The organism is Mycolicibacterium septicum DSM 44393 (assembly GCF_000455325.1).
Taxonomy (GTDB): Bacteria; Actinomycetota; Actinomycetes; order Mycobacteriales; family Mycobacteriaceae; genus Mycobacterium; species Mycobacterium septicum.
This window is the reverse complement of record NZ_HG322951.1, coordinates 3,567,997-3,594,599: the sequence shown is the minus strand read 5'-3', so window position 1 is coordinate 3,594,599 and position 26,603 is coordinate 3,567,997. Positions and strand designations below refer to the sequence as shown.

The window sequence follows — 26,603 nt, the reverse complement described above, 5'->3', positions numbered from 1 at the left end:
ACTCGAGCTTGACTTAGAGTCAACTCTAAGTCGTTGACTGGTTACATGCCGCATACCGACACCACACTCCAAGCCCTCAGCCGCTCCCACTACGCACTGCTGCGCAGCTTCCGCCGCGACGGCACGGCCGTCGACACCCCGATCTGGTTCGTGCTCGACGGCCCAACGGCGCTGTTCCGCACCAAGATCGGCCCGAAGACCCGCAGGCTCGCCGCCCGACCCGATATCGAACTGGTGGTCTGCGATTACAAGGGACGAATCACCGGCAGCACCTGGCTGAGCGGCCGGGCCACCGTCCTGGGCGGCGAGGACGCCCAGCTGGCCAACCGCGCCCTGCACCGGCGATACGGATGGCAATGGAACATCGTGCCGCTGCTCAAGATCCCCGGCGTCACCAACGTGCACCGCGACCTTCCGTTGCGGGAGAAGCTACGGCGGGCGCGGGATCGCGGGCTGTGGCCCGACAGCGCGATCGTGAAGATCGACCTGGCCGCTACCCCAGACAACCCGGGCCGAGCAACGCCTTGAGATCACCCATCAACGCCGAGGAAGGGGTCACCCGCAGCGACTGATCCAGTTCCAGCGTGGTGATCCGCTCGCCGCTGATCAGCCGCAGATGCACCTGGGAGGTGCCGGGATGATTGGCCAGCACCTGCTTGAGCGCACTCACCTTGTCGATAGTGCACTGGCGGGTGGGCAGGCTCACCGCCAGCGGCCGGTCGGCCTGCGCACTGCTGAAGTCGGGCACGACCAGTTCGTGGGCGATCAGCGAGATCCGGTCATCGCGCGCAGCCACTTTCGCCTTGACCAGTACCACCACGTCGTCCGCGATCTCGTGGCCGAACAATGAGTAGGTCTGAGGGAAGAACAGCACCTCGATACCACCGGTGAGATCTTCCAATTGGGCTGAGGCCCAAGGCAGGCCGTTCTTGTTCACGCGCCGGTTGACCGAGGCCAGGATTCCGCCGACCACCACCTGCGCGTCGTTGGCGATGTCGCCGTCCAGAATCGCCGGGATCTGAGTGTCGACCTGGTTGGCCAGCAGGTGCGCGATCCCGTTGAGCGGATGACCGGACACGTAGAGCCCGAGCATCTCGCGTTCGAGGGCGAGCTTGTGCTTGTCCTCCCACTCCTCCTCGGGCACCTTGATGGTGAACACCGCGTCCGTGCCGCCGCCGTCGTCGGCGCCGCCGAACAGGTCGAACTGCCCCATCGCCTCGGCCTTCTTGGTGCCGAGCACCGAATCGACGGCGTCGGTGTGCACCAGGAACAGCCCCTTGCGGGGATGGCCGAGCGAATCGAACGCGCCCGCCTTCACCAACGATTCGGTGACCTTCTTGTTGCAGGCCGCGATGTCGATCTTGTTGAGGTAATCGGAGAAGTCGGCGTACTTGCCCTTCTCGGTCCGGCTACTGATCAGCGACGCAACGACATTCGCGCCGACGTTGCGGATCGCGCCCAGACCGAACCGGATGTCGTCGCCCACCGAGGCGAAGTTCTGCACCGACTCGTTGACGTCGGGCGGCAGGACGGTGATCCCGAGCCGACGGCAGTCGGCGAGATAGACCGCCGCCTTGTCCTTGTCGTCACCGACCGAGGTGAGCAGGCCGGCCATGTACTCGGCGGGATAGTTCGCCTTGAGGTAGGCCGTCCAGTAGGACACCAGGCCGTAGCCGGCCGCGTGGGACTTGTTGAACGCGTACCCGGCGAACGGAAGGATGGTGTCCCACAGGGCTTTCACCGCCGCCTCGGAGAACCCGTTGGCGGTCATGCCTTCCTTGAAGCCCTTGTACTCGGCCTCGAGCACCTCAAGCTTCTTCTTACCCATGGCCTTACGGAGCGCATCGGCCTTACCCATGGTGTAGGAGGCGACCTTCTGCGCGATGAACATGATCTGCTCTTGGTAGACGATCAGGCCGTAGGTCTCGGCGAGGATGTCTTTGAGCGGTTCCTCGAGCTCGGGGTGGATGGGCTTGATCGCCTGCCGGCCGTTCTTGCGATCGGCGTAATCGTTGTGGGCGTTCATGCCCATCGGACCGGGACGGTACAGCGCGAGCACCGCCACGATGTCGTTGAATCCCGTGGGCTGCATGCGCCGCAGCAGGTCGCGCATCGCGCTGCCGTCGAGCTGGAACACGCCCAATGTGTCGCCGCGGCCCAGGAGCTCGTAAGCCGCCGGATCATCGAAGGGCAGCGTGTCCAGGTCCAGGTCGATCCCCCGGTTGGCCTGGATGTTCTCCAGGCAGTCACCGATGATCGTCAGGTTCCGCAGGCCCAGGAAGTCCATCTTCAGCAGGCCGATGGCCTCGCACGACGGATAGTCCCAGCCGGTGATGACCGCGCCGTCCTGAGGCCGTCTCCAGAGCGGGATCGCGTCGATGAGCGGCTCGGAGCTCATGATCACCGCACAGGCATGCACACCCGCGTTGCGCACCAGACCTTCCAGGCCGCGCGCAGTCTCGAAGATGGTCCGCACATCCGGATCGGTGTCGATCAGGGCGCGGACCTCGGCGGCTTCCTTGTACCGCTCGTGGTTGGGATCGGTGATCCCCGACACCGGGATGTCCTTGGCCATGATGGGCGGCGGCAGCGCCTTGGTGATCCGGTCGGCGATCGCGAAACCCGGCTGGCCGTAATGCACGCGGGCCGAATCCTTCAGCGCCGCTTTGGTTTTGATGGTGCCGAAGGTGATGACCTGGGCCACCCGGTCGCTGCCCCACTTGTTGGCCGCGTATCGCAGCATCTCGCCACGGCGGCGGTCGTCGAAGTCGATGTCGATATCGGGGGCCGACGGACGTTCCGGGTTGAGGAAGCGCTCGAACAGCAGACCGTGCGGGATGGGGTCGATGTTGGTGATACCCAGCGCATAGGCCACCAGTGATCCGGCGGCCGATCCACGGCCCGGCCCCACCCGGATCCCGACCGAACGGGCGTAGTTGATCAGGTCGGCCACGATCAGGAAGTAGGACGGAAAGCCCTTGTCGCAGATGACCTTGATCTCGTAGGCCGCGCGATCGGTGTACTCGGACGGGACGGGCGCGCCGCGAAACCTGCGCTCCTCCAGGCCGGCCTGCACCTCATGGGTCAGCCACGAGCCCTGATCGTGGCCGTCGGGAACCGGGAACACCGGCATGCGGTCGGTGGGCGTCCAGACGTCGGCGTAGGACTGCACCCGCTCGCCGATGAGCACTGTGGAATCGCACGCGCCCGGCACCTGGGAATCCCACAGGGCCCGCATCTCGTCGGCCGATTTGAGGAAGTAGCCGTCGCCGTCGAACTTGAACCGGTTCGGGTCCGACAGGGTCTTGCCGGTCTGGATGCACAGCAGCGCTTCGTGATTCTGCGAGGCCTCACGCGTGACGTAGTGACAGTCGTTGGTGGCCAACGGTGGGATGCCGAGCTTCTGCCCGACCTCCAGCAGGCCCTCGCGGACGCGGCGCTCGATATCGAGGCCGTGGTCCATCAGCTCGAGGAAGAAGTTGTCGGGGCCGAAGATGTCGCGCCATTTGGCGGCGGCCTCCAGCGCCTCCTGGCGTTGGCCCAGCCGAAGCCGCGTCTGCACCTCGCCGGAGGGGCAACCGGTGGTCGCGATGATGCCCTCGGCGTGTTCGGCGATGATCTCGGCGTCCATGCGCGCCCACTTGCCGAGCTGACCTTCGAAGGAAGCCAACGACGACAGCTTGAACAGGTTGCGCAGACCGGTCGCGGTTTCCGCGACCATCGTCATGTGCGTGTAGGCACCGCTACCGGAGACGTCGTCGCTCTTCTGGCTCGGGTCACCCCACTGGACACGCTTGGTCTCGAACCGCGAGGCGGGTGCGATGTACGCCTCGATACCGATGATCGGCTTGATGCCGACCTTGGTCGCCGAGTTGTAGAACTCGCTGGCGCCGAACATGTTGCCGTGGTCGGTCATGCCGATCGCCGGCATGCCCAGACGCTGCGCCTCGGCCAGCATCGGGGTGATCTTCGCGGCGCCGTCCAGCATCGAGTACTCGGTGTGGTTGTGCAGGTGCACGAAGGACCCAGAAGATGAACCGCTCATAGGGGTGCCAGTCTATGGCGCCCCACCGACACCGCCGCGCGTGTCGCCTCGCGTGTCTTTGCCGGCGAGTCAGAGATCACGATCGGCGATGGGCAGCAACCCATTGACGATCACCGATTGCAGTTGCTTGGCTATCGCTGGAACATCGACGGGACGGCCCTGCCAGCCGGTGTAGGCACCCACCCCCCACAACATCGCGTACAGCAGTTCTACCAAACTCGCCTGCTCGGTGTGCGCAGGCAACTCACGCCGGGCGACCGCCTCGGTGACCAGTTCCCCGAGGAATCCCCGGGTCGCCGTGACGGTGGCCGCGGGCAGATCGGGATGGCGGTACGACTCGATCCTGGCATTGACCAGAAACCCCACCACCGCGCCGTCCCGATGCCACACCTCCACCACGGCATCGATGTACGCATGCAACCGATCCAGCGTTCTTTCATGCTGTTTCGCGATGTGAATGCACGACATGACGACCTCGTGCGCCTGCTGCAGCAGTGCCCGGTAGAGGTCCTCGCGGCTGGCGAAGTAGTAGTTCAGCGTCGGGCGGCTCAGGCCGCTGCGCTTGGCGATCTCCTGGAACGTCGCCGCCGCGTAACCGCGCTCGTTGATGACTTCGTAGGCCGCTTGCACGATGCGTACACGGGTTTGCGCAGCATCGGCACCGACCGGACGGCCCGGCCCTCGACGGCTCGCCTTGGGCCTACCCCGGGGAGTCATCTAGCAAACACTAAGTCATTGCTGAATCAAGGTCAAAAGGTGGTGCCGCTAATGTCTCCGATCGGGCCGGACGACGTCAGACTCCGCACCCGCCCGTTCAGGTAGGCCCGCACCGAATCATCGGAGGTCAGCTCGATGGCCCGGCGGTATGCCGCCGCGGCCTCATCGACCCGCCCCGCCTCGCCGAGGAGATGGCCGCGGGTGACCCACACGGGCTGAAAGCCCTCGGCCGCGCGGTCCGTGATCGCGTCGAGGGCGTGCAAACCCGCATCGGCCCCGTCGATTTCGCCGTCCAGCGCAGCCAGGGCCACGGCGGCGCCCAATGAGGGACCCACCCGCATCAGTGCCCGATACAACTTGCGCAGCGCGTGACGCTCAACGCCGGCGGCGCAGTGCGCCGATTGAATCGCGGCCTCGTACTGGAACCGGCCCGGCCGCCCGAAGCCGTGGGCCCGGGCGAGCAGGCGTTCCCCGCGCGCGTACAGCCCGGCGTCCCAGCGGCCACGGTCCTGGTCGTCCAACGCGACGAAGGTGCCATCCCGATCGAGGCGGGCCGGGCGCCGCGCCTCACACAGGCACATCAACGCCGCCAGGCCGAGCACCTCCGGCTCCTCGGGCAGCAACTCGACGAGTACCATGGCCAGGTGGAGGGCCTCCGACGAGAGTGATTCGATCGCCGGCCGTTGCGGTACCGACAACCAGTCGATCGAATATGCGCCGTAGACGGCTTCGAGCACCTCGGGGAGTCGCGCGGCAAGATCGGTGCGCTCGGGCAGGGTGAAGGGGATTCCCGTGTCCCGGATGCGCTTCTTGGCCCGCACCAGCCGCTGCGCCATGGTGGCAGGGGCGACGGCGAATGCCGCGGCGATGGCGGCCGCGTCCACCCCCAGCACCGTCTGCAGCATCAACGGGGTACGGATGTCGGCGGAGATCGCCGGGTGCGCACACACGAGCATGAGCTCAAGCCGACGGTCGGGAATCGCGGCAGGCTCAGTCACCTCCTCGGCGATGTCGCGGTCTTGGGTCCAGGGCCCGCTCAACCGATGCGCCGGTGATTTCCACATGTCCCGCAGCCGATTTCGCGCCACGGTCAGCAACCACGCCTCGGGATTGCCCGGGACGCCGTCGCGCGGCCAGCGCTGCAGGGCGCGTTCCATCGCGTCGGCCAACGCGTCCTCGGCGGCGGTGATGTCGCGGCACTGCGCGGCCAGCAGCGCGAGCAGCCGGCCGTAGGACCGGCCGACCACCTGCGTGAGCCGCTCCCCGGCGGGCGTGTTCAGGGCGTGTACCAGCCCCGGCCCCGGCCGTAGGTCACCGCGACGGGCCTGATCTCGATCGAACCCCAGGCCGCGGCGGGGCACTTCCCGGCCCAGGCCAGCGCCGCGTCGAGGTCGGGAACGTCGATGACGAACACCCCACCCAGCCGTTCCCTGGTGTCGGCGAACGGCCCGTCCTGGATCTCCGCTGTGCCGGTGCGTGCCGTGTAGGTCGTGGTGGCCGACGCCGATTGGAGTACCTGCGTACCGACGAGCACGCCGGCCGCATCCAGGTCGTCGGCATAGCGGGCGAAAGCGGCCTGGGCCGGCTTCATGTCCTCCTCGCTCAGACCTGCCTCCGGTCCCTCCTGGTAGTGCATGAGTAGGCAGTACTGCACGGTGTCCTCCTGGTTGTCGATTCCAGCCTGTCACCGTGATGACGATTCCGGTTCCACCTGATCGACAATCTCGGCCGGCGAATCCGCCGGCTTTCTGCGCAGTGCGCTCACCGTCATGATCACGAGCGCCACCCAGATCAGGGCGAAACCGACCCATCGGCCCGGCGGCATCGGCTCGTGGCCGATGAACACACCCCAGGCCATCTGCAGTCCCGGGTTGAGATAGAACAGCAGTCCCAACGTCACCATGGGAAGCCGCTGCGCGGCCGCGGCGAACAGCAGCAACGGCACGGCGGTGACCGGTCCGGCGAGCATCAGCAGCACCGCGTGCCAGGGGCCGTGGTTGAGGAAGTTCCCTTGGCCCAGCACCTCCAGGGTGATCACGTAGCCGGCGGCGAGCGGGAGGGCCAGCAACGTTTCCACGGCCACGCTCACCCGTGGGTCGGCCTGCACCACTTTCTTGACCAGGCCGTATATCCCGAAGGACAGCGCGAGGATGACCGCGATGTAGGGCGGTGCGCCCAGTTCGGCGGTCAGGATCGCCACCGCGATGAGCGCGAGCACCAAGGCGGTCGCCTGCCAGCGGTTGATCCGTTCGCGGAACACCAGCACGCCCAGCAGCACGCTCACCAGCGGGTTGATGAAATAGCCCAGCGCTGCGTCCACGACGTGACCGGTGGTGACGGCGTAGATGTACGTCCCCCAGTTGACCGCGATGAGGACGGAGGCCGCCAGCAGTTGAAGCCAGGTCCGCAGCGTCAACCGGCGTAGATCACCGAGTCGCCGGGCCACCGCCAGCACAAGCACCAGGAACAGCGCGCTCCACACGATGCGGTGGGCCAGCACCTCCGGCGCACCCGCGGGCAGCAACAACAGGAAGAAGCCGGGGCACAGTCCCCACCAGATGTAGGCACCCGCGCCGAACAGCACCCCCGAGCGGCCTGCAGCGGCTCGTTGCGGCGAGGCCTGACCACCCACGGCTAGTGGCGGCGCAGGACGTCGAGGGCGGCTTGCAGGTCGGCCGGGTAAGGGCTGGTGATCTCGATGCGCCGGCCGTCAGCAGGATGGGCGAAGGCCAGGGACCGGGCATGCAGCCACTGACGTTCCAGCCCAAGCTTTTTCGCCAACGTGGGATCCGCACCGTAGGTCATGTCGCCGCAACACGGGTGATGCAGGGCGGCGAAGTGCACGCGGATCTGATGGGTCCGGCCGGTCTCCAGCTGGATGTCGAGCAGGCTGGCAGCCTGGAACGCCTCGACGGTGTCGTAATGGGTGACGCTGTGCCGGCCACCCTCGACGACCGCGAACTTCCAGTCGTGACCCCGGTGCCGCCCGATCGGGGCATCGATGGTTCCACTCGACGGATCCGGGTGTCCCTGCACCAGCGCGTGATAGCGCTTGTCGACGGTGCGCTGCTTGAACGCCCGCTTGAGCACCGTGTACGCCCGCTCGGACAGCGCCACCACCATGACGCCGGACGTGCCGACGTCGAGTCGGTGCACGATGCCCTGGCGTTCGTGGATGCCCGAGGTGCTGATCCGGAATCCGGCGGCGGCCAGGCCTCCCAACACGGTTGGACCGTGCCAGCCGACCGTGGCGTGCGCGGCCACGCCTGGCGGCTTGTCCACCGCCACGATGTCGTCGTCGGCATAGAGGATGTCCATGCCCTCGATGTCGACCGGGGTGTTCTCGACGGGGGCGGGCGCCTCGGGCAGCCGGACCTCCAGCCAGGACCCGGCGACGAGTTTGTCGGACTTCGCGGCCGGGGCGCCGTCGATGTCGACGCCGCCGTCCTCGGCCATGGCCGCCACGGCCGTCCGCGACAGCCCGAGCAGCCGGGCCAGCCCCGCATCGACTCGCATTCCCGCCAGGCCCTCGGGCACTGGCATCGACCGGGTCGTCACTATGACGTCTCGGCCTGGCGACCGACCGTGCTCGACTCGTCCGACGGGGTCACCGGAGCGGCGTCACCGGTCTCCTCGGCGTCAGTGTCAGTGTCCGTGACCTGAGCGTCTGCGGCCACAGCTGGTTCCGGCTTCACCTTCTCCGGCTCGGGATCGTCCAGACGCCGGCGCCCGACGGTATCGAAGTCGAAGCCGAACAGCGACAACGCCACCAACAGGATGGCGCCGCCCACGACCGCCGGATCGGCCACGTTGAACACCGGCCACCAGCCGACCGAGAAGAAGTCCACCACGTGGCCGCGCAGCGGTCCGGGGGCGCGGAAGAAGCGGTCGATCAGGTTTCCGGTCGCACCGCCCAGGATCATGCCAAGGCCGAGAGCCCACCACGGAGAGACCAGCCGGCGGCCCATCCAGACGATGCCGATCACCACGCCGGTGGCGATGAGGGTCAGCACCCAGGTGTAGCCGGTTGCCATCGAGAACGCCGCGCCGGAGTTGCGCACCAGCGTCCAGGTGACGGTGTCACCGATGATCGACACCGGTTGGCCGGGTGTCAGCAGGCGCACCGCGAGCACCTTGGTCACCACGTCGACGAACAGCACCACGGCAGCAACGGTGAGCAGCAGACGCAGCCGCCGCCGAGGCGGAGCAGCGGTTACGGAGGACGATTTCGTGTCCCCGGTTGCGTCGGTCACCGGCTCCGCCGGGCCTGACGTTTCATCAGTCACTCTCCCATCATCCCAAACAGTCGATGCGGGACAATCTGCACCGTGATGGAGCCCGCAAAGCTGTCCGCGCACCCGCCCCGGCGCATCGTCGTCATCACCACCGGCGGCACCATCTCGACCAGCACCGACGGGGCCGGAATCAGGCGCCCGACGCACACCGGCGCTGACCTGACTGCCGGGATGGCCGTTGCGGCGCAGGTCGACGTCGTCGACGCGATGGCGACCGACAGCGCACTGCTGACACCCGCCGACTGGGACCGGATCGCACGCGCGGTCGGCGCCGCGGCGGCCGATGCCGACGGAGTCGTCATCACCCATGGAACCGACACCATGGAGGAGACCGCGCTGTGGCTCGACCTCACCTACGGCGGGAAGGTCCCCGTGGTGCTCACCGGGTCGCAACGCAGCGCGGACGATCCCGACAGTGACGGACCGGGCAACCTGCGGGACGCGATCACCGTCGCGGCCGCCCCGCAGGCCCGAGACCTCGGCGTGGCGGTCAGCTTCGCCGGCACGGTGTGGCAACCGATGGGCCTGCGCAAGCGTCATACCCGCGATCTGGACGCCTTCACCGGCACCGCGCTCGGAATCGTCACCGACGCCGGGTGTGAGATCACCACCGCGAAAAGCGCGCGTCTTTCTCGGTGCGCTCGCGGCAGCCTCAGCGCCCCGGGTCGACATCGTGGCCGCCTACCCGGGGGCGGACGCCGCAGCCCTGGACGCCTGTGTCGCCGCCGGAGCGCGGGGCATCGTGGTCGAGGCCGTCGGCTCGGGCAATGCTGGGACCGCACTGATCGACGGGGTCCGCAGGCACTGCCGCGACGGCGTGGTGGTCGCGATATCGACGCGGGTTCCCGACGGCCCGGTCGCCGCGCAGTACGGCCCCGGACAACAACTCGTCGCTGCCGGCGCGATGATGTTGCCCCGGCTGCGCCCACCGCAGGCCCGAGTCCTGCTGATGGCCGCGTTGGCCGGCGTTCGGCCGGTTGGCGAGGTCGTCGAAGCCTGGGGTTGACGCCCTGTGTTGAATAGAGAACGTGCGTTTCCACATTTCGGCGGCGGCTGCCGCCGGCCTACTGGTGCTCAGCCCGCTGCCGACCGCGCTGGCGCTGCCCTCACCGCCCGGCGTCGAGGAGATCGACGGCTACCCCATCGCGGAGGGCAACTACAGCTCACCCACCGATTTCTACGGGATGTTCTTCCGAACGCCGGACGGCCGATTCTGCGCGATCCGGCCCAACCGGGGACCCGTCGGCTGCGACGCGGTGCCCGGGGACGCACCGGCAGGAACCAACCAGACCTTCGTCGAGAGCGGCGCTCCCGCCTCGTACCGATTTTCCGGAACCGCGTCCTTCACCCGCGATGATGTCGATGTGCTGCCCGTAGGACACCGCCTGGAGAACTGGGGAGCCAGCTGCGGTATCGGCGAGCAGGGCTCGGTGATCTGCAAAACCTCGGGCCGGCATGGCTTTTCGCTGGACACCGCGTCCGGCGTGCTCTGGTAGCCGGTGGTCGCTCACGTCGCCGGCAGCGGGGGTTGACGCCATCGGTTGAATGGAGCCTATGCGCCACATCATGGCAATTGCCGCGGTCGGCCTGTTGGCACTGGGCCCCGTACCCACTGCCGCGGCCGAGCCACCGCCGGGCGCCGACCAGATCGACAGCTACCCCATCGCCGAGGGGCACTACAGTTCGCCCACCGATTTCTACGGCGTGTTCTTCCGGACCCCGGACGGTCGTCATTGCGGAATCGGTCCCAACGGCGGCCCGGTGGGTTGTGACGCCGTGCCGATCGATGCCCCGGCGGGCAGCAACCAGATCTTCGTCAACAGTGGCGGGCCCGCCTCCTACCGGCACTCCGACACCGCCTCGTTCACCCGCGACGTCGACGTGCTGCCCGAGGGTCACCGACTGGAGAACTGGGGCGCCAGTTGCGGAGTCGGCTATCAGGGCACGGTCACGTGCAAGACGTACGGCGAGCACGGCTTCATCCTGAGCAGTACCTACGGCGTGCTCTGGTAGTCGGCCAATCCGCTGAGATAGTCGCCCCAGTCCAGGCTGGCAACCGGGTCGGCCCGGCGGAATCCGGGCGTGTCGTCGGGGAAGGTCCTGGCCAGTCCCGGCCCGCTGGCCCGGGTCTCGAACCGTACGGTCATCACCCCGTGTCCGGCGCCCTGGACCCAGCCATGGCCGTGCTCGGGGTGCGCCACGTCGTCGCCGATGCGCCAACCGGTTTGGGTTACCTGGGCTGTCTCGGCGCTGTGCTGGTGAGAGTCGGAGATGTCGTCGAGCTGCTCCAGGTCCGGGAACAACGATTCCTGCCTGCTGTCGGACAGTCCTGAAAAACCCACGCCCACAAGACGAATCGGACCGATCTCGACCGGGTCGAGCAAGAGCCGACGGGCGGTTCCGATCAGGGTGGCGGCCTCGGTGGTGGCGTAAGCCAGTGTGGCAGAACGGGTCAGCGTGCTCATATCGGACTTCTTCAGCTTGACGGTCACGGTCCGGGCGCCGCGGCCGTCCTTCTCCAGGCGCCGGTGCGCGTGTTCGCCGATCGGGCCGATCGCATCCTGAAGCTGACGCAGCGTGGTGAGGTCCTCGGGAAATGTCGACTCGGCGCTGATCTGCTTGGCCTCGGCCCGTTCGGCCACCGGGCGATCGTCGATTCCGCGGGCCAGCCGATGCAGCGCGGCCCCGACCGCCGTGCCGAGCACGCTGGCGGCCTCGGCATCCGACAGCGCGGCCAACGCACCCACCGTCTCGATCCCGAGCCGGTGCAGCTTCTCCTCGGCCACCGGTCCGATCCCCCACAACTTGCGCACCGGTAGGCCGTCGAGCAGCCGCGCCTCCTCGTCGCGGCGGACGACCCGGATCCCATCGGGTTTGGCCAACCCGGAGGCGATCTTGGCGATCTGCTTTCCGGATCCGGCCCCGACGGAGGCCACCAGCCCGGTCTGCTCACGCACCTTGGCCCGCAACTGCTGGCAGAACTCCTCGACATCGGCCGCGGTGGCGCCCGTAAGTTCAACAGGCTCGCCGAAGGCCTCGTCGAAGGACAGCTGCTCGAGCACCGGTACGACGCTGCGGACGGTGTCCAACGCCCGCCTGCTGGCCACGCCGTACACGGCACCGCGGGGCGGCAGCACAACCGCGGGTGCACCGACGAGCCGGCGGGCCTGATGCATCGGCATCGCCGAGCGCGCGCCGAAGCGGCGCGCCTCGTAGCTGGCCCCGGCCACCACGCCGCGACCGCCCATACCGCCGACGAGCACGGGCCTGCCGCGCAGGGTGGGACGGGTGAGCTGCTCGACGGAGGCGAAGAACGCATCCATGTCGAGGTGCAGAACCCAGCGTCCGCCTGCGCCCGTGACCTCGGCGCCGTTCATGCTTGTGATGCTATGGCGCTAGCCTGACCTGCATGACGCCGGATGACGTACCGATCAGGGACGAGTCGATTCGCCTGGGACAGTTCCTCAAGCTGGCATCCCTGATCGACAGCGGCGCCGACGCCAAGTCCGTCATCGCCGACGGCCTGGTCAGCGTCAACGGCGAGGTCGAACTCCGGCGCGGCAGGCAGCTGCGCCCCGGCGACACCGTTTCGCTCGGGGACCGCACGGCCCGGGTCACCGGCGCCTGATCGGGCCGCCTCACGCTTTGGCGATCGCGACCCGGACCCCGTCCCCGATCACCGTGCCGTCCGCCAGCGCAGCCTCGTCGACGAACTCGAAACCGGTGGCCAGGATTTCACCGGCGATGAGATCTCGATGGGTACGTGCCCACGGCTCGTACTGAGCCGGGACCGCGATCTGCACCACGATCCGGTCGGACACCTCAAGACCGGTCGACTTACGCAGTTCCTGCAGTTCACGGATGCGGTCCTTGGCCCAGCCCTCGGCCTCCAGTTCCTCGGTGACCGTGCCGTCGAGCACCACCAGGCCCGCGCCGTCGGGCAGGGCCGCGGTCCACTCCGGATCGGCGGCAACCAGTTTGGCGGTGTACTCCTCGGGTTGCAGCACCACCGGCCCGGCGGTCAGCGTGCCGTCGGGATTGACCACGCCCTCCCCCGCCTTGACGGCCTTGATCGCGGCCTGAACGTCCTTGCCGATCCGGGGACCGGCGACGCGGGCGTTGACGGCGAGGTCGAACTTGCCATAGGCGTCGATGTCGTCGGTCAACTCGACATCCTTGACATTGAGTTCGTCGGCGATCAGATCCACGAACGGCGTGATCGAGGACGGATTCACCGTGTTGTCCAATGCCACAGTCAATTTCGGCAACGGCAGGCGCACCCGCAGCTTCTTGGCCTTGCGCAGCGAGGAACCCACCGAACACACCTCGCGCACCTGGTCCATCGCGGCCACCAGATCGGCGTCCTTGGGCAGCACATCGGCTTCGGGCCAGTCGGTCAGGTGCACCGAACGCTCACCGGTCAGGCCACGCCACATCACCTCGGTCGCCAACGGCAGCAGGGGCGCAGCCAGCCGGCACGTCACCTCGAGGACGGTGTGCAGGGTGTCGATGGCGTCGGCATCCTCCTCCCAGAAGCGCGAACGTGACCGGCGCACATACCAGTTCGTCAACGCCTCGGTGAACTGCCGCAGCTCGTCGCATGCCCCGGAGATGTCGCACGTGTCCAGCGAGATGGTCAGATCGTCACGCAGCTGAGCCAACTTGGCCAGGATGTAGCGGTCCAGCACATTGTCAGAATCGGTCCGCCAGGTGCCCTTCTTCGGCGCGTACAACGCCAGGAAGCTGTAGGCGTTCCAGAACGGCAGCAGCACCTGCCGGACGCCTTCGCGGATACCCTGCTCGGTGACGATCAGGTTGCCGCCACGCAGGATCGGCGAGGCCATCAGGAACCAGCGCATGGCGTCGGACCCGTCCCGGTCGAACACCTCGCTGACATCCGGGTAGTTGCGCAACGACTTGCTCATCTTCTGGCCGTCATTGCCCAGGACGATCCCGTGCGCCACACAGGTTTTGAAGGCGGGCTTGTCGAACAGCGCGGTGGCCAGCACATGCATGGTGTAGAACCAGCCGCGGGTCTGGCCGATGTACTCGACGATGAAGTCGCCCGGGAAGTGGGCGCTCGCACCGCCGGCCCCGGTCTCATTGTCGGCACCGCCGACGCCGTCGAACCACTCCCGGTTCTCGAACGGGTAATGCACCTGCGCATACGGCATCGACCCGGAGTCGAACCACACGTCGAACACGTCCTCGATACGGCGCATCGTGGCCTTGCCGGTCGGGTCGTCCGGGTTCGGCCGCGTCAGCTCGTCGATGAACGGCCGGTGCAGATCGGTCGGCCGCACACCGAAATCGCGCTCGAGCTCGTCGAGGCTGCCGTAGACGTCGATCCGCGGGTAGGCCGGGTCATCGGACTTCCATACCGGAATCGGGCTGCCCCAGTACCGATTTCGCGACACGGACCAGTCGCGCGCATTGGAGAGCCACTTACCGAACTGTCCGTCCTTGACGTGCTCGGGATACCAGGTGATCTGCTGGTTGAGCTCCACCATCCGGTCCCGGAACTCGGTGACCTTGATGAACCACGACGACACCGCGCGGTAGATCAACGGATTGCGGCACCGCCAGCAGTGCGGGTAGGAGTGCTCGTATGTCTCGTGGCGCAACAGCACCGCGCCGTTGGCCGCCGCGGGCCCGTCGCCGTTCTTGAGGTCGCGGATGATCTGCGAATTGGCGTCGAAGACGTGCTGGCCCGCGTAATCGGGCACCGTCGCGTCGAATCGGCCCTTCGAGTCGACCGGGGTGACCGCGACGATGTCGGCGGTGTCGGCGGTGGCCTTGTCGTCCTCGCCGTAGGCGGGGGCCATGTGCACGATGCCGGTGCCGTCCTCGGTGCTGACGAAGTCGGCTGCCAGCACCTGGAACGAGTTGGGCGCGTCCATGAAGTAGGTGAACGGCGGCAGGTACCGCGTGCCGAGCAGATCCCGCCCGGTGTAGCTGCCGAGAACCTCGGGCTCCTCCCCGAGCTCACGGGCGTACGCGGCGAGCCGAGCCTGGGCCAGGACGTAGCGCCGCCCGTCGGAACCCTGCACCAGCACGTAGTCGATGTCGGGATTGACGGCGACGGCCTGGTTGGACGGCAACGTCCACGGCGTCGTCGTCCAGATCAACAGGTGCGCACCCTTGAGCGGGCCGTCGGTCACGGTGAAGCCCACGGTGACCGCCGGATCCTGGCGGCTCTGGTAGACGTCGTCGTCCATCCGCAGCTCGTGGTTGGACAACGGGGTCTCGTCGTTCCAGCAGTACGGGAGCACCCGGTTGCCCTCGTAGGCCAGGCCTTTGTCCCACAGCTGTTTGAACGCCCAGATCACCGACTCCATGAAGGTCGGATCCAGGGTCTTGTAGTCGTTGTCGAAGTCCACCCACCGGGCCTGGCGGGTCACATAGGCACGCCACTCGTCGGTGTACTTCAGCACCGAGGCGCGACATGCCGCGTTGAACTTCTCGATGCCCATCTCTTCGATCTGGGCCTTGTCGGCGATGCCGAGCTGGCGCTGCACCTCGAGTTCGGCGGGCAGCCCGTGGGTGTCCCAGCCGAACCGGCGCTCCACCTTGTAACCGCGCATGGTGCGGTAGCGCGGCACGATGTCCTTGACGTAACCGGTCAGCAGGTGGCCGTAGTGCGGGAGCCCGTTGGCGAACGGCGGCCCGTCGTAGAAGACGTATTCCTCGGCATCAGCACGGCGCGCGATGCTGGCCCGGAAGGTGTCGTCGGCAGCCCAGTAGTCGAGCACCTCAAGTTCCCGCTCCGGGAAGTTGGGTGCGGCCGGCTTGGGATACCCGGCCGACGTTGAGGACTCCGATTGGGCAGTCACTGACGCGTCTCCTGTGCCTATGACGCGGCCGGGCCGCGTCGGGGCTCCCCATCCGGGGAGCCTGTGTTTCCAGGCACGGGGACGACGTCGCACGGATGCGCAAGCGCCGCGGTACCACCCCGCTTGCGCGCTGCATGCAGCGCGCCGCTCAACTTCGGGCGATCACGGGCCCACCCGTCCGGTTCTACTGGGCTACGCCGGATCCGAACATTCGAATCAGAGTGGCTGTTCTTCCGAAGGCTCCCCGGTGATGGCCGGATCAGCGCCGATCCGCCCAGTCTAATGAGCGCCGCAAATCAGCCGGCAATCAGACCTAACCGGAGGTGACCTCGATCAGGGCCAGCGGAAACTGCTCGGCCAGCTCATCGACCGTGCACTGGTCGAACCTGCGGCTGTCGAACCGCCAGAGCAGGCGCATCGTGGTCTCGGTATCGGGATGAATGTGCAGCGCCAGCGGATGGTCGGACTGCCCCGCTCGCGGCCCGTCTCCGTACGCGAAGCTCATGTCCGCCGACGGGTGTTCACCGTTGCCGACGCTCGGACGTGCCACGGCCAGCAATTCGGGCCCTGACATGCCACGATGCGATACGCAGGGCACTCCGACGCGGCGATATCCGGCCCGCTCGGGACCACTCACGACATCGACGGTCAACACACCGTCACCGATCGCGCGGGCGACCGTCCGGCCCAGGGCGGCCAGCAGCAAGTCCTCGGCCGTGCAGCCCATCGCGATCTGGGCTCCGTGCAGCTCGGCGGACAACACGTCGTCCAGCGCACTGGACACCAATGCAAAATCCGAGGCGGCCGGCGGTCCGACGGTGCCGTAGTCGGCGATCCAGGAACCATTGCCATATGCGTCGGGCAGGACGGAAACAGACATATCTGTAACGGTAACCAGAGTTTCCCAAAATTGGGAGAGCTGTGCCAAAAGTCTGACAGCGTTGTCAATAACGCCGTTGTTGGCATTGCTGCGGTTCGCTGAGACCAATTGTGGGCTCGGGGTCTATGGTGTTCTGATGCCGCGAACCGACGAGAACGGCAGGCAGCTCAAGGCCCTGCTCGACTATCTGCTGGACGGCGAGGTCGACGCCAAGGCCGTCTACAGCGCGCTGGGAGTATCCAGCAGCACGTATTACCGGCGCGTGAAAGAAGCCGACTATCCCAACGCCGAGGAATTGCGGCAGGTCGCCGATCGCTTCCACCTCAGCTATCCGGACCTGCAGATCCGGTTCGGGCTGATGAGTCGCCAGGAAGTCTGGCATTACATGGAGTCGTCGCCGGTGACCGTGGCTCCCGTGGACACCGCCACCCGGGTCCGGCCTGCCGTCCACCGGCCCAAGAAACTGTCCCAACTCACCCCACGACACGACGCTCCCCCGCTGTAAGCGGCGCGCCGGCACTATCCGCACCACCGTCCGAGGCAAATGCTATGTCCGTCGCCACTCTCATCGCCATCACACTGGGCTGCATCGCATGGAGTCTGTGGATCAGAAGGGTCACCTGGTCCTGCCGGTGGGAAGTGGCCGCCACCCTGAACATCGCCCTGCAGGGCGTGGCGGTGCTGCTGATGTCGCCGTGGGCCTCGGAAACCATCGGGCACGTTCTGTATCAGCTGACCGGTAAGTGGAACGTCGAGGACTATCTCGGCCACGACGCGTACATCGTGGCCGCGTCGGCCATCGTCTACAACTCCCTTGGCCGCCTTCAGGACGACAACGCCATGCAGCGCTCCTTCAAGCAGTACGTCGAGCGTCCTGCCACCATCTGCATCCCGGTGCTGCTGGCGACCTTCTCGATGGGCAACGGCGCCACGGTGTACCGGGCCGACTTCTTCCAGGTTCCGACGGATTTCTGGCTGAGCGCCTACTGGATCCTGCTCTGCGGCACATTGCTCTACCTGTTGGGTTACGGCGCCCGAGCCATGCTGGTGCTGCGCCGGGACCCGAAGTCCCGCCGGATCGCCAACATCTACCTGTTCGCATCGGTCAGCGGGATGCTGGCGTGCACGACCCGGATCATCACGTCCCTGGTACCGGCGCTGCAGCCGATCGAGAACGGTCGCCTGGTGTGGGTTTTCGCCTGTGCCTGCGGCGCCATCTTCGCGCTCGCCTCTGCGCACTCCTGGCGGATAAAGACACGGTGGCTGGCCCCGAGCAATCGGTGACCGGCCGCGTCATCGACCGCGGACACCTGCTGAATCGGTCAGCGGCAGTTCAGAATCGGTGAGGTCGCCGGATGCACAGTCCGGCTTCCTTTCTGCGGCGGCATCGGGTAGATCGGCAGTCTCCGTGTCGTCGGAATGGTCATGACGGTCGCCGCCGGCTTCCCGTCCACCGTGGTCGGACGAGGCGCGCCGGGCATCCGGCGGTTTCAACGGCCACCAGTTGAGCTTCCCGATCAGAACGGCCGCTGCGGGAACGGTGATCGTGCGAACCAGGAACGTGTCGAGCAGTAGTCCGACGCCGATGATGAAACCGATTTCGACGATGCTGGCGATGCTGCTCACCGTCAGCGCCAGCATCGAAGCGGCGAAGATCAGACCGGCCGAGGTGATGACCCCGCCCGTGGCCCCCACCGTCTTGATGACGCCTGACCTGATACCCAGCCGCGATTCGTCCCGGATCCGCGATATGAGCAGCAGGTTGTAATCGGCACCCACGGCGACCAGAACCAGGAAAGCCATTCCCGGCACACTCCACGACAGTTCTCGCCCCAGGATGATCTGGAACAGCAGAACTCCGATTCCGAGCGCGGACAGGTAGGACAACACAACCGAGAGCACCAGATACAGCGGCGCCACCACCGCCCGCAACAGGGTCACCAGGATCAGGAACACCACGATCAACGTGATGCACACGATGTAGCGGATGTCCGCGTTGTAAAAACCGCGGATGTCGCGATTCACCGCCGAGAACCCGACCATCGAGATCTCCGCGTCCGACAACGTCGTGTTCGGCTTCGCACTGTTGGCGGTCGCGATGATCTGATCGATCTGATCCATCGCCTCGCTGCCGAAGGGGTTCAGTGCAGTCTGGACGAGGTAACGCACAGTGTGCCCGTCATCCGAAACGAACAGCTTCGCCGCCTTCTCGAACTCCGTCTGGGTGAGCACTTCCGGTGGAATGTAGAAGCCCGACATCGGCGGATTCGCCGCGTCCCGCTTCATCCCGAGCAGGAAACCTGATGCCTGGTCGAGGCCGCCCCCCATCGTCCGGGTCTGGTCGACGAGCAACTGCACGCCGTCAGCGAGTTGGCGACTCGAATCCGCCAGGAGGTTCGCCCCCTCGACCGCCGTGTTGATCTGCCGCTGCAGTCCCTGCGGATCGTCCATGCCCAACTGCTGAAGTGCGTTGGTTGCCGTGCTCATCGTCGACTCGAGCTGGCGAACCGTGTCGTCGAGGGTGGAGCTGGCGTCCGTCGACTCCAGCTGCCTGCTGAGGTCGGCGATCGTGTTGACCGTGCCGTCGTCATAGGCAGCGACGACGCGCTGGAGATCTGCGCGCGACGACACGCAGGCCGGATCGATGTTGCAGGCGGGACTGACGTTGAGGGCATCGACGGCGGGCTTGGCCCAGTCGTGGATGGCCTTTGCCTGGCTCACGTTCTTCCTCAGCGCATCCCCGAGTGCACGCATGTTGCCGACCAGGCTCGACGTCGAATCGACGTCCGTGAGTTTCTTGGAGCCACCGAAGCGCTTCTGCATCTCCGTCAACGCACCCACAAGCCCGCGAACCGAACCGATCGCCGAGACAACCTGGGTGCGTACCTGGCCCAAAACGTCGGCGAGTTGATGCGCGCCGCCACTCAGCTTGTCGAGGTTGGCGTTGTTGTCCTCGATGAGGTTGGACGCGTCCCGGAGTTTGCCGCCCACCTCGCCGGCCTGATAGGTGGCTTTCGCCTGCTCGAGCACCTCCCCGGTCGGCCTGGTGATGCCACGCACCACGTCGATGTCGGGGAGCTGGCTGACTCGCTGGGCCATCTGCTCCATGTCTGCGAGCGCCTTCGGCGTACGCAGATCCTGCGGAGATTCGATGAGAATGAACTGCTGCAGCGTCTGGCTGATGGGGAAATGCTTGTCCATCGCCTCGTAACCGCGGTTACTGGAGGAATCGGCCGGCAGCGCCTTACGGTCGTCGTAGTTGAACTTCACCATCGCCGCACACCCGGCGAGCGCGACCAGGATCACCAGACTGCCTGCCAGGTGTGCGAACGGCCGCCGCACCACGTGGATGCCCGACCGCCGCCAGAACCTTCCGGTCACGTCACGGCGGGGCTTGATCCAGCCGCGTCGACCAACGAGCGTGATCAGCGACGGAAGCAGCGTGACCGAGGCCAGGAATCCGATGAAGACCGTGACCGCCAGCGCCGGCCCGACCGTCGAGAAGGCCCCCAGCTTGGTGAACATCAAGCCGAGGAACGTGAGCGCGACAGTCGCCGCCGATCCGGCTATCACCTCACCGATCGAGGTCAGCGCGCTGACGATGGCCACGTCGGACTTCATCCCGGCGCGCACCAACTCCTGATAGCGGCTGAAGAGGAACACCGCGTAGTCCGTCCCGGCGCCCATCAGCATGCCGGTCATCAGCACGATCGTCTGCGGCCCGAGCCCGAGTCCCAATTCGCCAAGGGCCGCCACCACCTGTTGGGCGACGACCATTGATATGCCGATGGTGATCAGCGGGATCAGCATCGCGGCCAGGTTCCGGTACACGATGATCAAGATCGTCAGCACCATGACCACGGTGGCGATCTCGATGATGTGCTGATCACGCGCACCGATCTTGTCGATGTCGTCGAACGTTGCCGCAGCGCCGACCACATTCACCGCGAGGGCCGAATTCTGGGTGGCCTCGTTGACGGTTTTGATCGCGCTGCGATAGGCCTCCTGACCCGGTCCGGTCCCCATGGTTCCGGACAGGCTCATCGGCAAGGTCCAGGCTTTCTGGTCCTTGCTCGTCATCGCCTCGCGCAGCTCGGGAATGTCGACGAAGTTCTGCGTGGAGGTCACGCCGCTGTTGGTCTTCAACTGCGCGACCAGGTTCCGGTATGTGTCCTCGTCGGCCGTGGTCAAGCCGTTCTCGTTGCTCAGCACGACAACGGCGAAGTTCCCCGCGTCAGCCTCGTGAAATGCGTCCTTCATCTTCTGGCCCGCCACCAGCACCGGCGCATCGGCCGGCAGGAAATCGGGTGGGTTCCTCTGGGCCACTTCCATCAAGGAGGGAACAGCCAGCCACAATGACAGGGCGAGCAGCACCCAGCTGACGATGATCGTCAACGGACGCCGGACCACCAGCTGACCAAGACCTGCAAATCCCACGCGAGCAAACGCGCCGCGGATCTTGGCGCGGCTCAACATCCCCATAGGCTACACGGCAGATCCACGCAAACAACGGCTACGAACTGCGGTGATGCCGTGCGCCCGTCGAATACTGCGGCGATGGGCAACGGCGCCAAAGCTCAACGCGCCTGTGGCTAAGTCGACAACAGATGTGTTCACCGAGCAACCGGGTGCCCCGGCCTGCGAGCCGCGTTGAGCACGCCGCCAGATGATCTGGGCCTGGCAGGCCACGAACACCGTACAACCGCTAGCGTGTAGCGGAATCAGGGTGTTCGGCGCCCGATCCGACAGCGGGGTGGCAGTGAAGTTTGTCGTGGCAGTCCATGGGACTCGAGGCGATATCGAGCCATGCGCGGCGGTCGGTCTCGCCCTGCGGGAACGTGGCCATGAAGTCCGGATGGCCGTTCCGCCCAATCTGATCGAGTTCGTCGAGAAGGTCGGACTGGCCCCCGCGACCGCCTACGGAGTCGATTCCCAGAAACAACTCGACAACGACGTGTTCCGCAACTTCTGGAAGCCGCAGAACCCGGTGCGAGCCCTGCGAGAGGGCATCGCGTACATCGCCGAGGGCTGGGCGGACATGAACGACGCGCTGGCGCCACTGGCCCGCGGGGCCGATCTGATCCTGACCGGCACCACCTACCAGGAAGTCGCCGCCAATGTCGCCGAACACCACGGCATTCCGTTGGCCGCGCTGCACTACTTCCCTGCCCGCCCCAACAGCCAGATCGTGCCGGCACCGGCGCCGAGATGGGCGATCCGGTCAGGGTTCGCCGGCCTCGAATGGGCGCTGTGGCGACTGTCCAAGAAGGCCGAAGACGCTCAGCGGCGAGAACTGAACCTCCCGCCCGCTCGAGTCCGATCGGTACGGCGCATCGTGGAGAGCGGCGCATTGGAGATTCAGGCCTACGACGAACTCCTCTTCCCCGGCTTGTCAGCGGAGTGGGGCGGCACCCGACCGCTCGTCGGGGCGATCACGATGGGGTTGGGCACCGACAACGATGACGAGGTGGCCGCCTGGATCGCCGCCGGCAAGCCACCGATCTACTTCGGATTCGGCAGCATGCCGGTCGAGAACCCTGCCGCCGCAATCCAATTGATCTCCGAGACGTGCGCCGAACTCGGGCAGCGGGCGTTGATCAGTTCGGGTGTGTGGGACCTGGCCGACAACCGCCACGCCGACCACGTCAAGGTGGTCGGAGCAGTCAACCACGCCGCGGTTTTCCCGCGCTGCCGTGCCGTTGTCCATCACGGCGGCGCGGGCACCACCGCGGCCGGCCTACGGGCCGGGGTGCCCACCCTGATCCTGTGGGTCGCCGCCGATCAACCGATCTTCGCCCGGCAGATCAAGCGGCTCGAAGTCGGTACCTCGCAGCCCTTCTCCAGTGTCACCCCGAAATCGCTCCGAGCGGCGCTACAGACCGTGCTCAGGCCGGAAATCGCCACGCGCGCGGCCGCGATGGGCGCCGCCATGACAACGCCGGACATCAGTGTCTCGACGGCTGCACGCCTGCTCGAAGAGGCCGCCGCCGCGGGACACCGGTAGGGTCGCCTGCTATGTGGACCACCGTTCTGGCACTTGCCATCGCGGTGAATTTCGATCCGACGCGAATCGGTTTCATCCTCGTCGTGCTGAGCCGGCCCCGGCCGATTCTCCAGCTGGCGGCCTACCTGGCCGGCGGTGTCGCGATGAGCTCGGCGGTCGCCGTCCTCGTGGTGTTCGTGGTCCACCGTGGGTTGTTCAGCGTCCCGGAGATCAACGGTGCGACGGTACAGCTCGCGGTCGGGATATTGGCATTGCTGCTCGCGGCAGCCCTGGCCAGCAACATTTCCGTCGGCAGCCGGTCCCGCAGCAAGGTCGCCGCCGGCGGTGTGGATCCTCCTCCCGGGGACGAGGGCACAGGCACCGTCGCCAGGAAAACCGGTTGGTTCCAACGCAAATCGTTCGGCACCGCTCCGTGGGTGTCGGGGGTGATGGGGGTCAGCACCGCCTTGCCGTCGGTCGAATACATGGCGTTGCTGGTCGTGATCGGCGCATCGAGTGTGTCCGCATGGGGGAAGGCCCTGACCCTCGGCATCTATCTTCTGGTCGCCAACATCGTGTCGGCGGTGCCACTGGTCAGCTACGCCCTGGCCCCGGACCGCACGCGCTCGTCGCTCGCCTCGTTCCAGCTCTGGATCCGCGCCCGGCGCCGTCGCGATTTCGCGATGGTGCTCGCCATCGCGGGATGCGTGCTGATCAGTATCGGAATCGCCGGGCGCTGACCGCTATTCGACGATTCCGGACAGCCCGAAATCGGCCAGGCCTGCAGTCACGACCTCACGCAGGGCGTCTTTGGTGTTCGCGGCCCCAACCGTCCATGCGCCAACGCTGATGAAGATCCGCCCGTGCACACGTCCTGACACCAGCGAGAGGTATCCGCCGATCCGGTTCAGCACGCGCGTGGTGATCTGAGGCTCGAGCAGCCGCAGCGAGACGAGATCCGCGTCCGTTCCGTCGGGACGGTTCATCGCCGGGTCGAGTTCGCCGATGTTGGAGCAGCCGATCGGGTTGTCCACAGACACCACCATCGCCTCCAGGCGACGTACCAAGGCCTTCGGGGTGAAGGGCGTGAGCGGCAGCGGAGCCATCAGCCGCGCCGACAGTTCGCCGGACTCCGCAAGCGCCGACTTCATCGCGCTGCGAACCGAATTCAGGTCACTGATCACGATGTCCGGATCGGCCCGCATCTTCGCGGCGATCAGCGCATTGGCGCGGGTGTCGCCGTCGGCGCGATCACTGACCGGCCACGACAGGGTCAGCGACCCGTCGCCGCCGCCGCGGCCCAGCTTCTGCCCCAGTCGGGTGGCCAGCCCCGCGAACAACGAGTTGCTGGTGCCGCCAAGCTGTCTGGCGCGATCGTCCCACTGGTCCAGATCGATGAACACCGCCACCGTCGGCGCCAGCACCGGTATGTCGTCGCCGGTCGGTGGTACCTCGGCCGCCGTCTTGAACGACGTTGCCAGATCCTCACGTTCGGCCCGGGCCACCCGCACCGCCGACACCACGGCCCTGCCGAGCTCGGGCACCGAACGGACCGCGGCTCTGACGTCTTCGGCCAGCACCTGACTGCGCGACCGCGATCCCGGCTCGGGATAACCCAATTCACGGTTGACACCGTTCACCGCGTCGACGATCGCGAGCGTCATGCCCTGGCCGTCGACCACCGAGTGCGAGGCCACCAGGGACACCGCTGCGCCGCCGTCGGTGAACGGCTGCACGCCGAGATGCCATGCCGGGCCATGTTCGGGATCGATCGGCAACCGGATCCGTTCATCGGCCCACCGCCCCACCTCGGCGCGGGCGCACTGCGTGGCGGAGACGGCGACGTCAGCCGGTCCCGACGAGGCCACCCAACGGTCTCGCCCGAACGGCAACGGTGACCGCTCGATCCGGCGACCGAGCAGGCCGTCGGCCAGATTGCGCTGGAATCGGCGGATTCCGTCGAGGTCGACTCCTCGATCGTAGATCCAGGTGTACTGCATCAGCGGCCCGCGCCCCAGCGCCCGGAAGCTGAGAAACGATGCCTGGTCGATATAGGCGAGTCGAGAGTCCACGTGCGTCGGTTACCGAGCGCTACGCCGACTGTAGGCAGTCGTCGAGCCGGTTGAACTCACCGTTGCGATACTGCTCCACGCACGAAGCACGTCGGATCTTGCCGCTGGTGGTGATCGGGATGGCGCCCCGGGGTACCAGCACGAGATCTGCGGCACTGAGCCCGTAAGCCTGCGAGATCGCGGCCGCCACATCACGTTTGATGGTCAGTAGATTCTCGGCAGCCGCTTCTTCGGTATCGCCGCGCTTCTTGACCTCGATGATCGCGACGAGCTGCTCGGTGCGGTCCTCTTCCACCCCGATCGCCGCGACGCGGCCGCCGGTGATCTCCTGAATCGTCGCTTCGATGTCATCGGGATAGTGGTTGCGTCCCCGGACGATCAACAGATCCTTGATCCGCCCGATGATGAACAGCTCGCCGTCGGAGATGAAGCCGAGGTCGCCGGTACGCAGCCACGGTCCTTCCGGCGTACCCGGTGACGGGTCGGCCAGGGTGGCACCGAAGGTGTACTCGGTCTGCTCGGGCTTCTCCCAGTAACCCAGGCAGTTGTTCTCGCCGTGCGACCAGATCTCACCGATACCGCCTGCCGAAACTTCCAGGCGCGTCTCGGGATCCACGATTCGCACCAACGGCGATTCAGGAGTGCCGTATCCGACCAGTTCAGTGCCCGACCCGGCGGCGCACCGCTCGGCGTGCCCGATCGACAGCTTCTCCGTCTCGAAGGCCACCACGCTGGGCGGACCGGGCTGACCGGTCGATACATACAGCGTCGCCTCCGCGAGACCGTAGGACGGTCGCAGTACATCCTCGGAGAAGTTGAACTTGCCGAATCGTTGCGCGAAACGCTTCAGCGTCGCCTCGTGAACCCGCTCGGCTCCGCTCCAAACCGCGATCACATCACCGAGGTCGATACCGGCGAGGTCCTCATCCGAGGTGCGTCCGACAGCCAGCTCGAAGGCGAAGTTCGGTCCGGCGGTGACGACACGCGGGTAGCCGCCCATCATCTGGATCCATCGGGCCGGCCGCGCCAGGAAGGCCAACGGCGTGGTGAAGGCCGTGTGCCAGCCGCCCAGGATCGGTGCCACGACCCCGAGCATGAGGCCCATGTCGTGGTAGAAGGGCAGCCACGACACCACGTTGGTGCCCGGCGGCGGAACCTTGCCGAAGTGCGGGAAGAAGTCGCACATCATCTGTTCGAAGTTGGCCGTCAGGTTGCAATTGGTCACCATCACCCCGGCCGGGGTCCGGGTGGAGCCCGACGTGTACTGCAGGTAGGCGGTCTCCGGACGAGCCTCGCGACTGCTGATCGCCTTCACCCGCGCGTCGAGATCCAGCGTGTCGACCGAGAGCACCACGGGCGCGGCCGAATCACCCTGCTGGACTGCGTAATCGGTGACGGCCGCGCTGGACGGCGAGGTCGTGAGGATCACCGACGGCCGGCAGTCGGTGATCACCGCCGACACCCGCTCGTCGTGGACCCCACCCATCGGCACCGACAGCGGCACTGCGATGAACCCGGCCTCCAGAGATCCCAGGAAGGAGACGACGTACTCCAGCCCCTGCGGCGCGAGGATCACAGCCCGGTCGCCGACTGATCCGTGCTGCCGGAGCTGGTACGCCAATCCGCGTACCTTGCGGTACAGCTGGGCCCAGGTCAGCGCATTCGGAACGCCCTCGGGATCGTGGTCGTAATCCAGGTATGTGTAGGCGATGTCGTCGGGCTGCAGGCTGGCACGCTCCCGCAGCACACCGACCAACGTCGTATCGGTCATCGATTCA

At 66.6% G+C, this 26,603-nt stretch carries 21 protein-coding genes and 1 pseudogene; 9 read left to right on the top strand and 13 right to left on the bottom strand.

The window, feature by feature from the left end; all coding sequences use genetic code 11:
* Nucleotides 1–45 precede the first annotated feature (45 nt).
* The gene (locus tag TX88_RS16975) at nucleotides 46–528 is read left to right on the top strand and encodes a PPOX class F420-dependent oxidoreductase (RefSeq protein WP_044518380.1); all 483 of its coding nucleotides are present in this window, start codon (nucleotides 46–48) and stop codon (nucleotides 526–528) included.
* Here the strand turns inward: TX88_RS16975 and dnaE are convergent.
* The 7 genes from dnaE to lspA all read right to left on the bottom strand — a co-directional run bounded on the left by dnaE (nucleotide 494) and on the right by lspA (nucleotide 9,048).
* Nucleotides 494–4,045 carry a DNA polymerase III subunit alpha gene (dnaE, locus tag TX88_RS16970; RefSeq protein ID WP_044518379.1) on the bottom strand — a complete coding sequence of 1,184 codons (3,552 nt, stop codon included), beginning with the start codon at nucleotides 4,043–4,045 and terminating at the stop codon, nucleotides 494–496. The two genes, TX88_RS16975 and dnaE, sit on opposite strands and share 35 nt — an antisense overlap.
* Nucleotides 4,046–4,114: 69 nt before the next feature.
* Nucleotides 4,115–4,762, bottom strand: a complete 648-nt coding sequence (locus tag TX88_RS16965) for a TetR/AcrR family transcriptional regulator (protein ID WP_044518377.1) — start codon at nucleotides 4,760–4,762, stop codon at nucleotides 4,115–4,117.
* Nucleotides 4,763–4,794: 32 nt separating this feature from the next.
* Nucleotides 4,795–6,009 (bottom strand): RNA polymerase sigma factor, encoded by a 1,215-nt coding sequence (locus tag TX88_RS16960; protein ID WP_244438437.1) that lies wholly within the window; start codon nucleotides 6,007–6,009, stop codon nucleotides 4,795–4,797.
* A 29-nt stretch (nucleotides 6,010–6,038) separates the two neighbouring features.
* A complete protein-coding gene (locus tag TX88_RS16955) occupies nucleotides 6,039–6,416 on the bottom strand; it encodes a YciI family protein (RefSeq protein ID WP_044518376.1) in 378 nt (125 codons plus the stop codon).
* Nucleotides 6,417–6,446: 30 nt separating this feature from the next.
* Complete coding sequence (rarD, locus tag TX88_RS16950; RefSeq protein WP_044518374.1) at nucleotides 6,447–7,346, bottom strand: EamA family transporter RarD; 900 nt, start codon at nucleotides 7,344–7,346, stop codon at nucleotides 6,447–6,449.
* Nucleotides 7,347–7,396: 50 nt separating this feature from the next.
* Nucleotides 7,397–8,320, bottom strand: coding sequence for an RluA family pseudouridine synthase (locus TX88_RS16945; RefSeq protein ID WP_044518372.1), 924 nt, complete (start codon nucleotides 8,318–8,320; stop codon nucleotides 7,397–7,399).
* Nucleotides 8,320–9,048 (bottom strand): signal peptidase II, encoded by a 729-nt coding sequence (gene lspA / locus TX88_RS16940; protein WP_044518370.1) that lies wholly within the window; start codon nucleotides 9,046–9,048, stop codon nucleotides 8,320–8,322. The genes TX88_RS16945 and lspA overlap by 1 nt, the downstream gene beginning before the upstream one ends.
* A 45-nt stretch (nucleotides 9,049–9,093) precedes the next feature.
* On the opposite strand from lspA, the pseudogene TX88_RS16935 reads away from it, so the two are divergent.
* The 3 genes and pseudogenes from TX88_RS16935 (at nucleotide 9,094) to TX88_RS16925 (ending at nucleotide 11,070) form a co-directional block, all read left to right on the top strand.
* Nucleotides 9,094–10,063 (top strand): annotated as a pseudogene (locus TX88_RS16935) (asparaginase domain-containing protein).
* A gap of 13 nt (nucleotides 10,064–10,076) precedes the next feature.
* On the top strand, nucleotides 10,077–10,553 hold the full coding sequence (locus TX88_RS16930) for a hypothetical protein (RefSeq protein ID WP_044518369.1): 477 nt from the start codon (nucleotides 10,077–10,079) through the stop codon (nucleotides 10,551–10,553).
* A 58-nt stretch (nucleotides 10,554–10,611) separates the two neighbouring features.
* Nucleotides 10,612–11,070 carry a hypothetical protein gene (locus TX88_RS16925; protein ID WP_044518367.1) on the top strand — a complete coding sequence of 153 codons (459 nt, stop codon included), beginning with the start codon at nucleotides 10,612–10,614 and terminating at the stop codon, nucleotides 11,068–11,070.
* Here TX88_RS16925 and TX88_RS16920 read toward each other — a convergent pair.
* On the bottom strand, nucleotides 11,052–12,434 hold the full coding sequence (locus TX88_RS16920) for a DNA polymerase IV (RefSeq protein WP_044518365.1): 1,383 nt from the start codon (nucleotides 12,432–12,434) through the stop codon (nucleotides 11,052–11,054). The genes TX88_RS16925 and TX88_RS16920 overlap by 19 nt on opposite strands.
* 32 nt (nucleotides 12,435–12,466) lie before the next feature.
* Here TX88_RS16920 and TX88_RS16915 point away from each other — a divergent pair, with 32 nt between their 5' ends.
* Nucleotides 12,467–12,685 carry an RNA-binding S4 domain-containing protein gene (locus tag TX88_RS16915; protein ID WP_044518364.1) on the top strand — a complete coding sequence of 73 codons (219 nt, stop codon included), beginning with the start codon at nucleotides 12,467–12,469 and terminating at the stop codon, nucleotides 12,683–12,685.
* 10 nt (nucleotides 12,686–12,695) lie between these two features.
* Here TX88_RS16915 and ileS read toward each other — a convergent pair whose 3' ends face one another.
* Entirely contained in the window at nucleotides 12,696–15,890 is a 3,195-nt protein-coding gene (gene ileS / locus TX88_RS16910; RefSeq protein WP_044518361.1) for an isoleucine--tRNA ligase, read from the bottom strand.
* 313 nt (nucleotides 15,891–16,203) lie between these two features.
* Nucleotides 16,204–16,770: a hypothetical protein gene (locus TX88_RS16905; RefSeq protein ID WP_044518360.1), complete on the bottom strand. Its 567-nt coding sequence runs from the start codon at nucleotides 16,768–16,770 to the stop codon at nucleotides 16,204–16,206.
* A gap of 136 nt (nucleotides 16,771–16,906) precedes the next feature.
* On the opposite strand from TX88_RS16905, the gene TX88_RS16900 reads away from it, so the two are divergent.
* Entirely contained in the window at nucleotides 16,907–17,275 is a 369-nt protein-coding gene (locus TX88_RS16900) for a hypothetical protein (protein ID WP_044519495.1), read from the top strand.
* A gap of 44 nt (nucleotides 17,276–17,319) precedes the next feature.
* Nucleotides 17,320–18,054: a hypothetical protein gene (locus TX88_RS16895; RefSeq protein ID WP_044518358.1), complete on the top strand. Its 735-nt coding sequence runs from the start codon at nucleotides 17,320–17,322 to the stop codon at nucleotides 18,052–18,054.
* 9 nt (nucleotides 18,055–18,063) lie between these two features.
* On the opposite strand, the gene TX88_RS16890 is transcribed toward TX88_RS16895, so the two are convergent.
* Nucleotides 18,064–21,246, bottom strand: a complete 3,183-nt coding sequence (locus tag TX88_RS16890) for an MMPL/RND family transporter (protein ID WP_084622018.1) — start codon at nucleotides 21,244–21,246, stop codon at nucleotides 18,064–18,066.
* Between the two features lie 283 nt (nucleotides 21,247–21,529).
* Here TX88_RS16890 and TX88_RS16885 point away from each other — a divergent pair, with 283 nt between their 5' ends.
* Both TX88_RS16885 and TX88_RS16880 read left to right on the top strand, forming a co-directional pair.
* Complete coding sequence (locus tag TX88_RS16885; protein ID WP_044519492.1) at nucleotides 21,530–22,774, top strand: glycosyltransferase; 1,245 nt, start codon at nucleotides 21,530–21,532, stop codon at nucleotides 22,772–22,774.
* Nucleotides 22,775–22,785: 11 nt separating this feature from the next.
* On the top strand, nucleotides 22,786–23,493 hold the full coding sequence (locus TX88_RS16880; RefSeq protein ID WP_044518356.1) for a GAP family protein: 708 nt from the start codon (nucleotides 22,786–22,788) through the stop codon (nucleotides 23,491–23,493).
* A 3-nt stretch (nucleotides 23,494–23,496) separates the two neighbouring features.
* On the opposite strand, the gene TX88_RS16875 is transcribed toward TX88_RS16880, so the two are convergent.
* Together TX88_RS16875 and TX88_RS16870 are read right to left on the bottom strand one after the other, a co-directional pair.
* On the bottom strand, nucleotides 23,497–24,825 hold the full coding sequence (locus TX88_RS16875; protein ID WP_044518353.1) for a hypothetical protein: 1,329 nt from the start codon (nucleotides 24,823–24,825) through the stop codon (nucleotides 23,497–23,499).
* Nucleotides 24,826–24,844: 19 nt separating this feature from the next.
* The gene (locus TX88_RS16870) at nucleotides 24,845–26,596 is read right to left on the bottom strand and encodes an AMP-binding protein (protein WP_044518351.1); all 1,752 of its coding nucleotides are present in this window, start codon (nucleotides 26,594–26,596) and stop codon (nucleotides 24,845–24,847) included.
* Nucleotides 26,597–26,603: the final 7 nt, after the last annotated feature.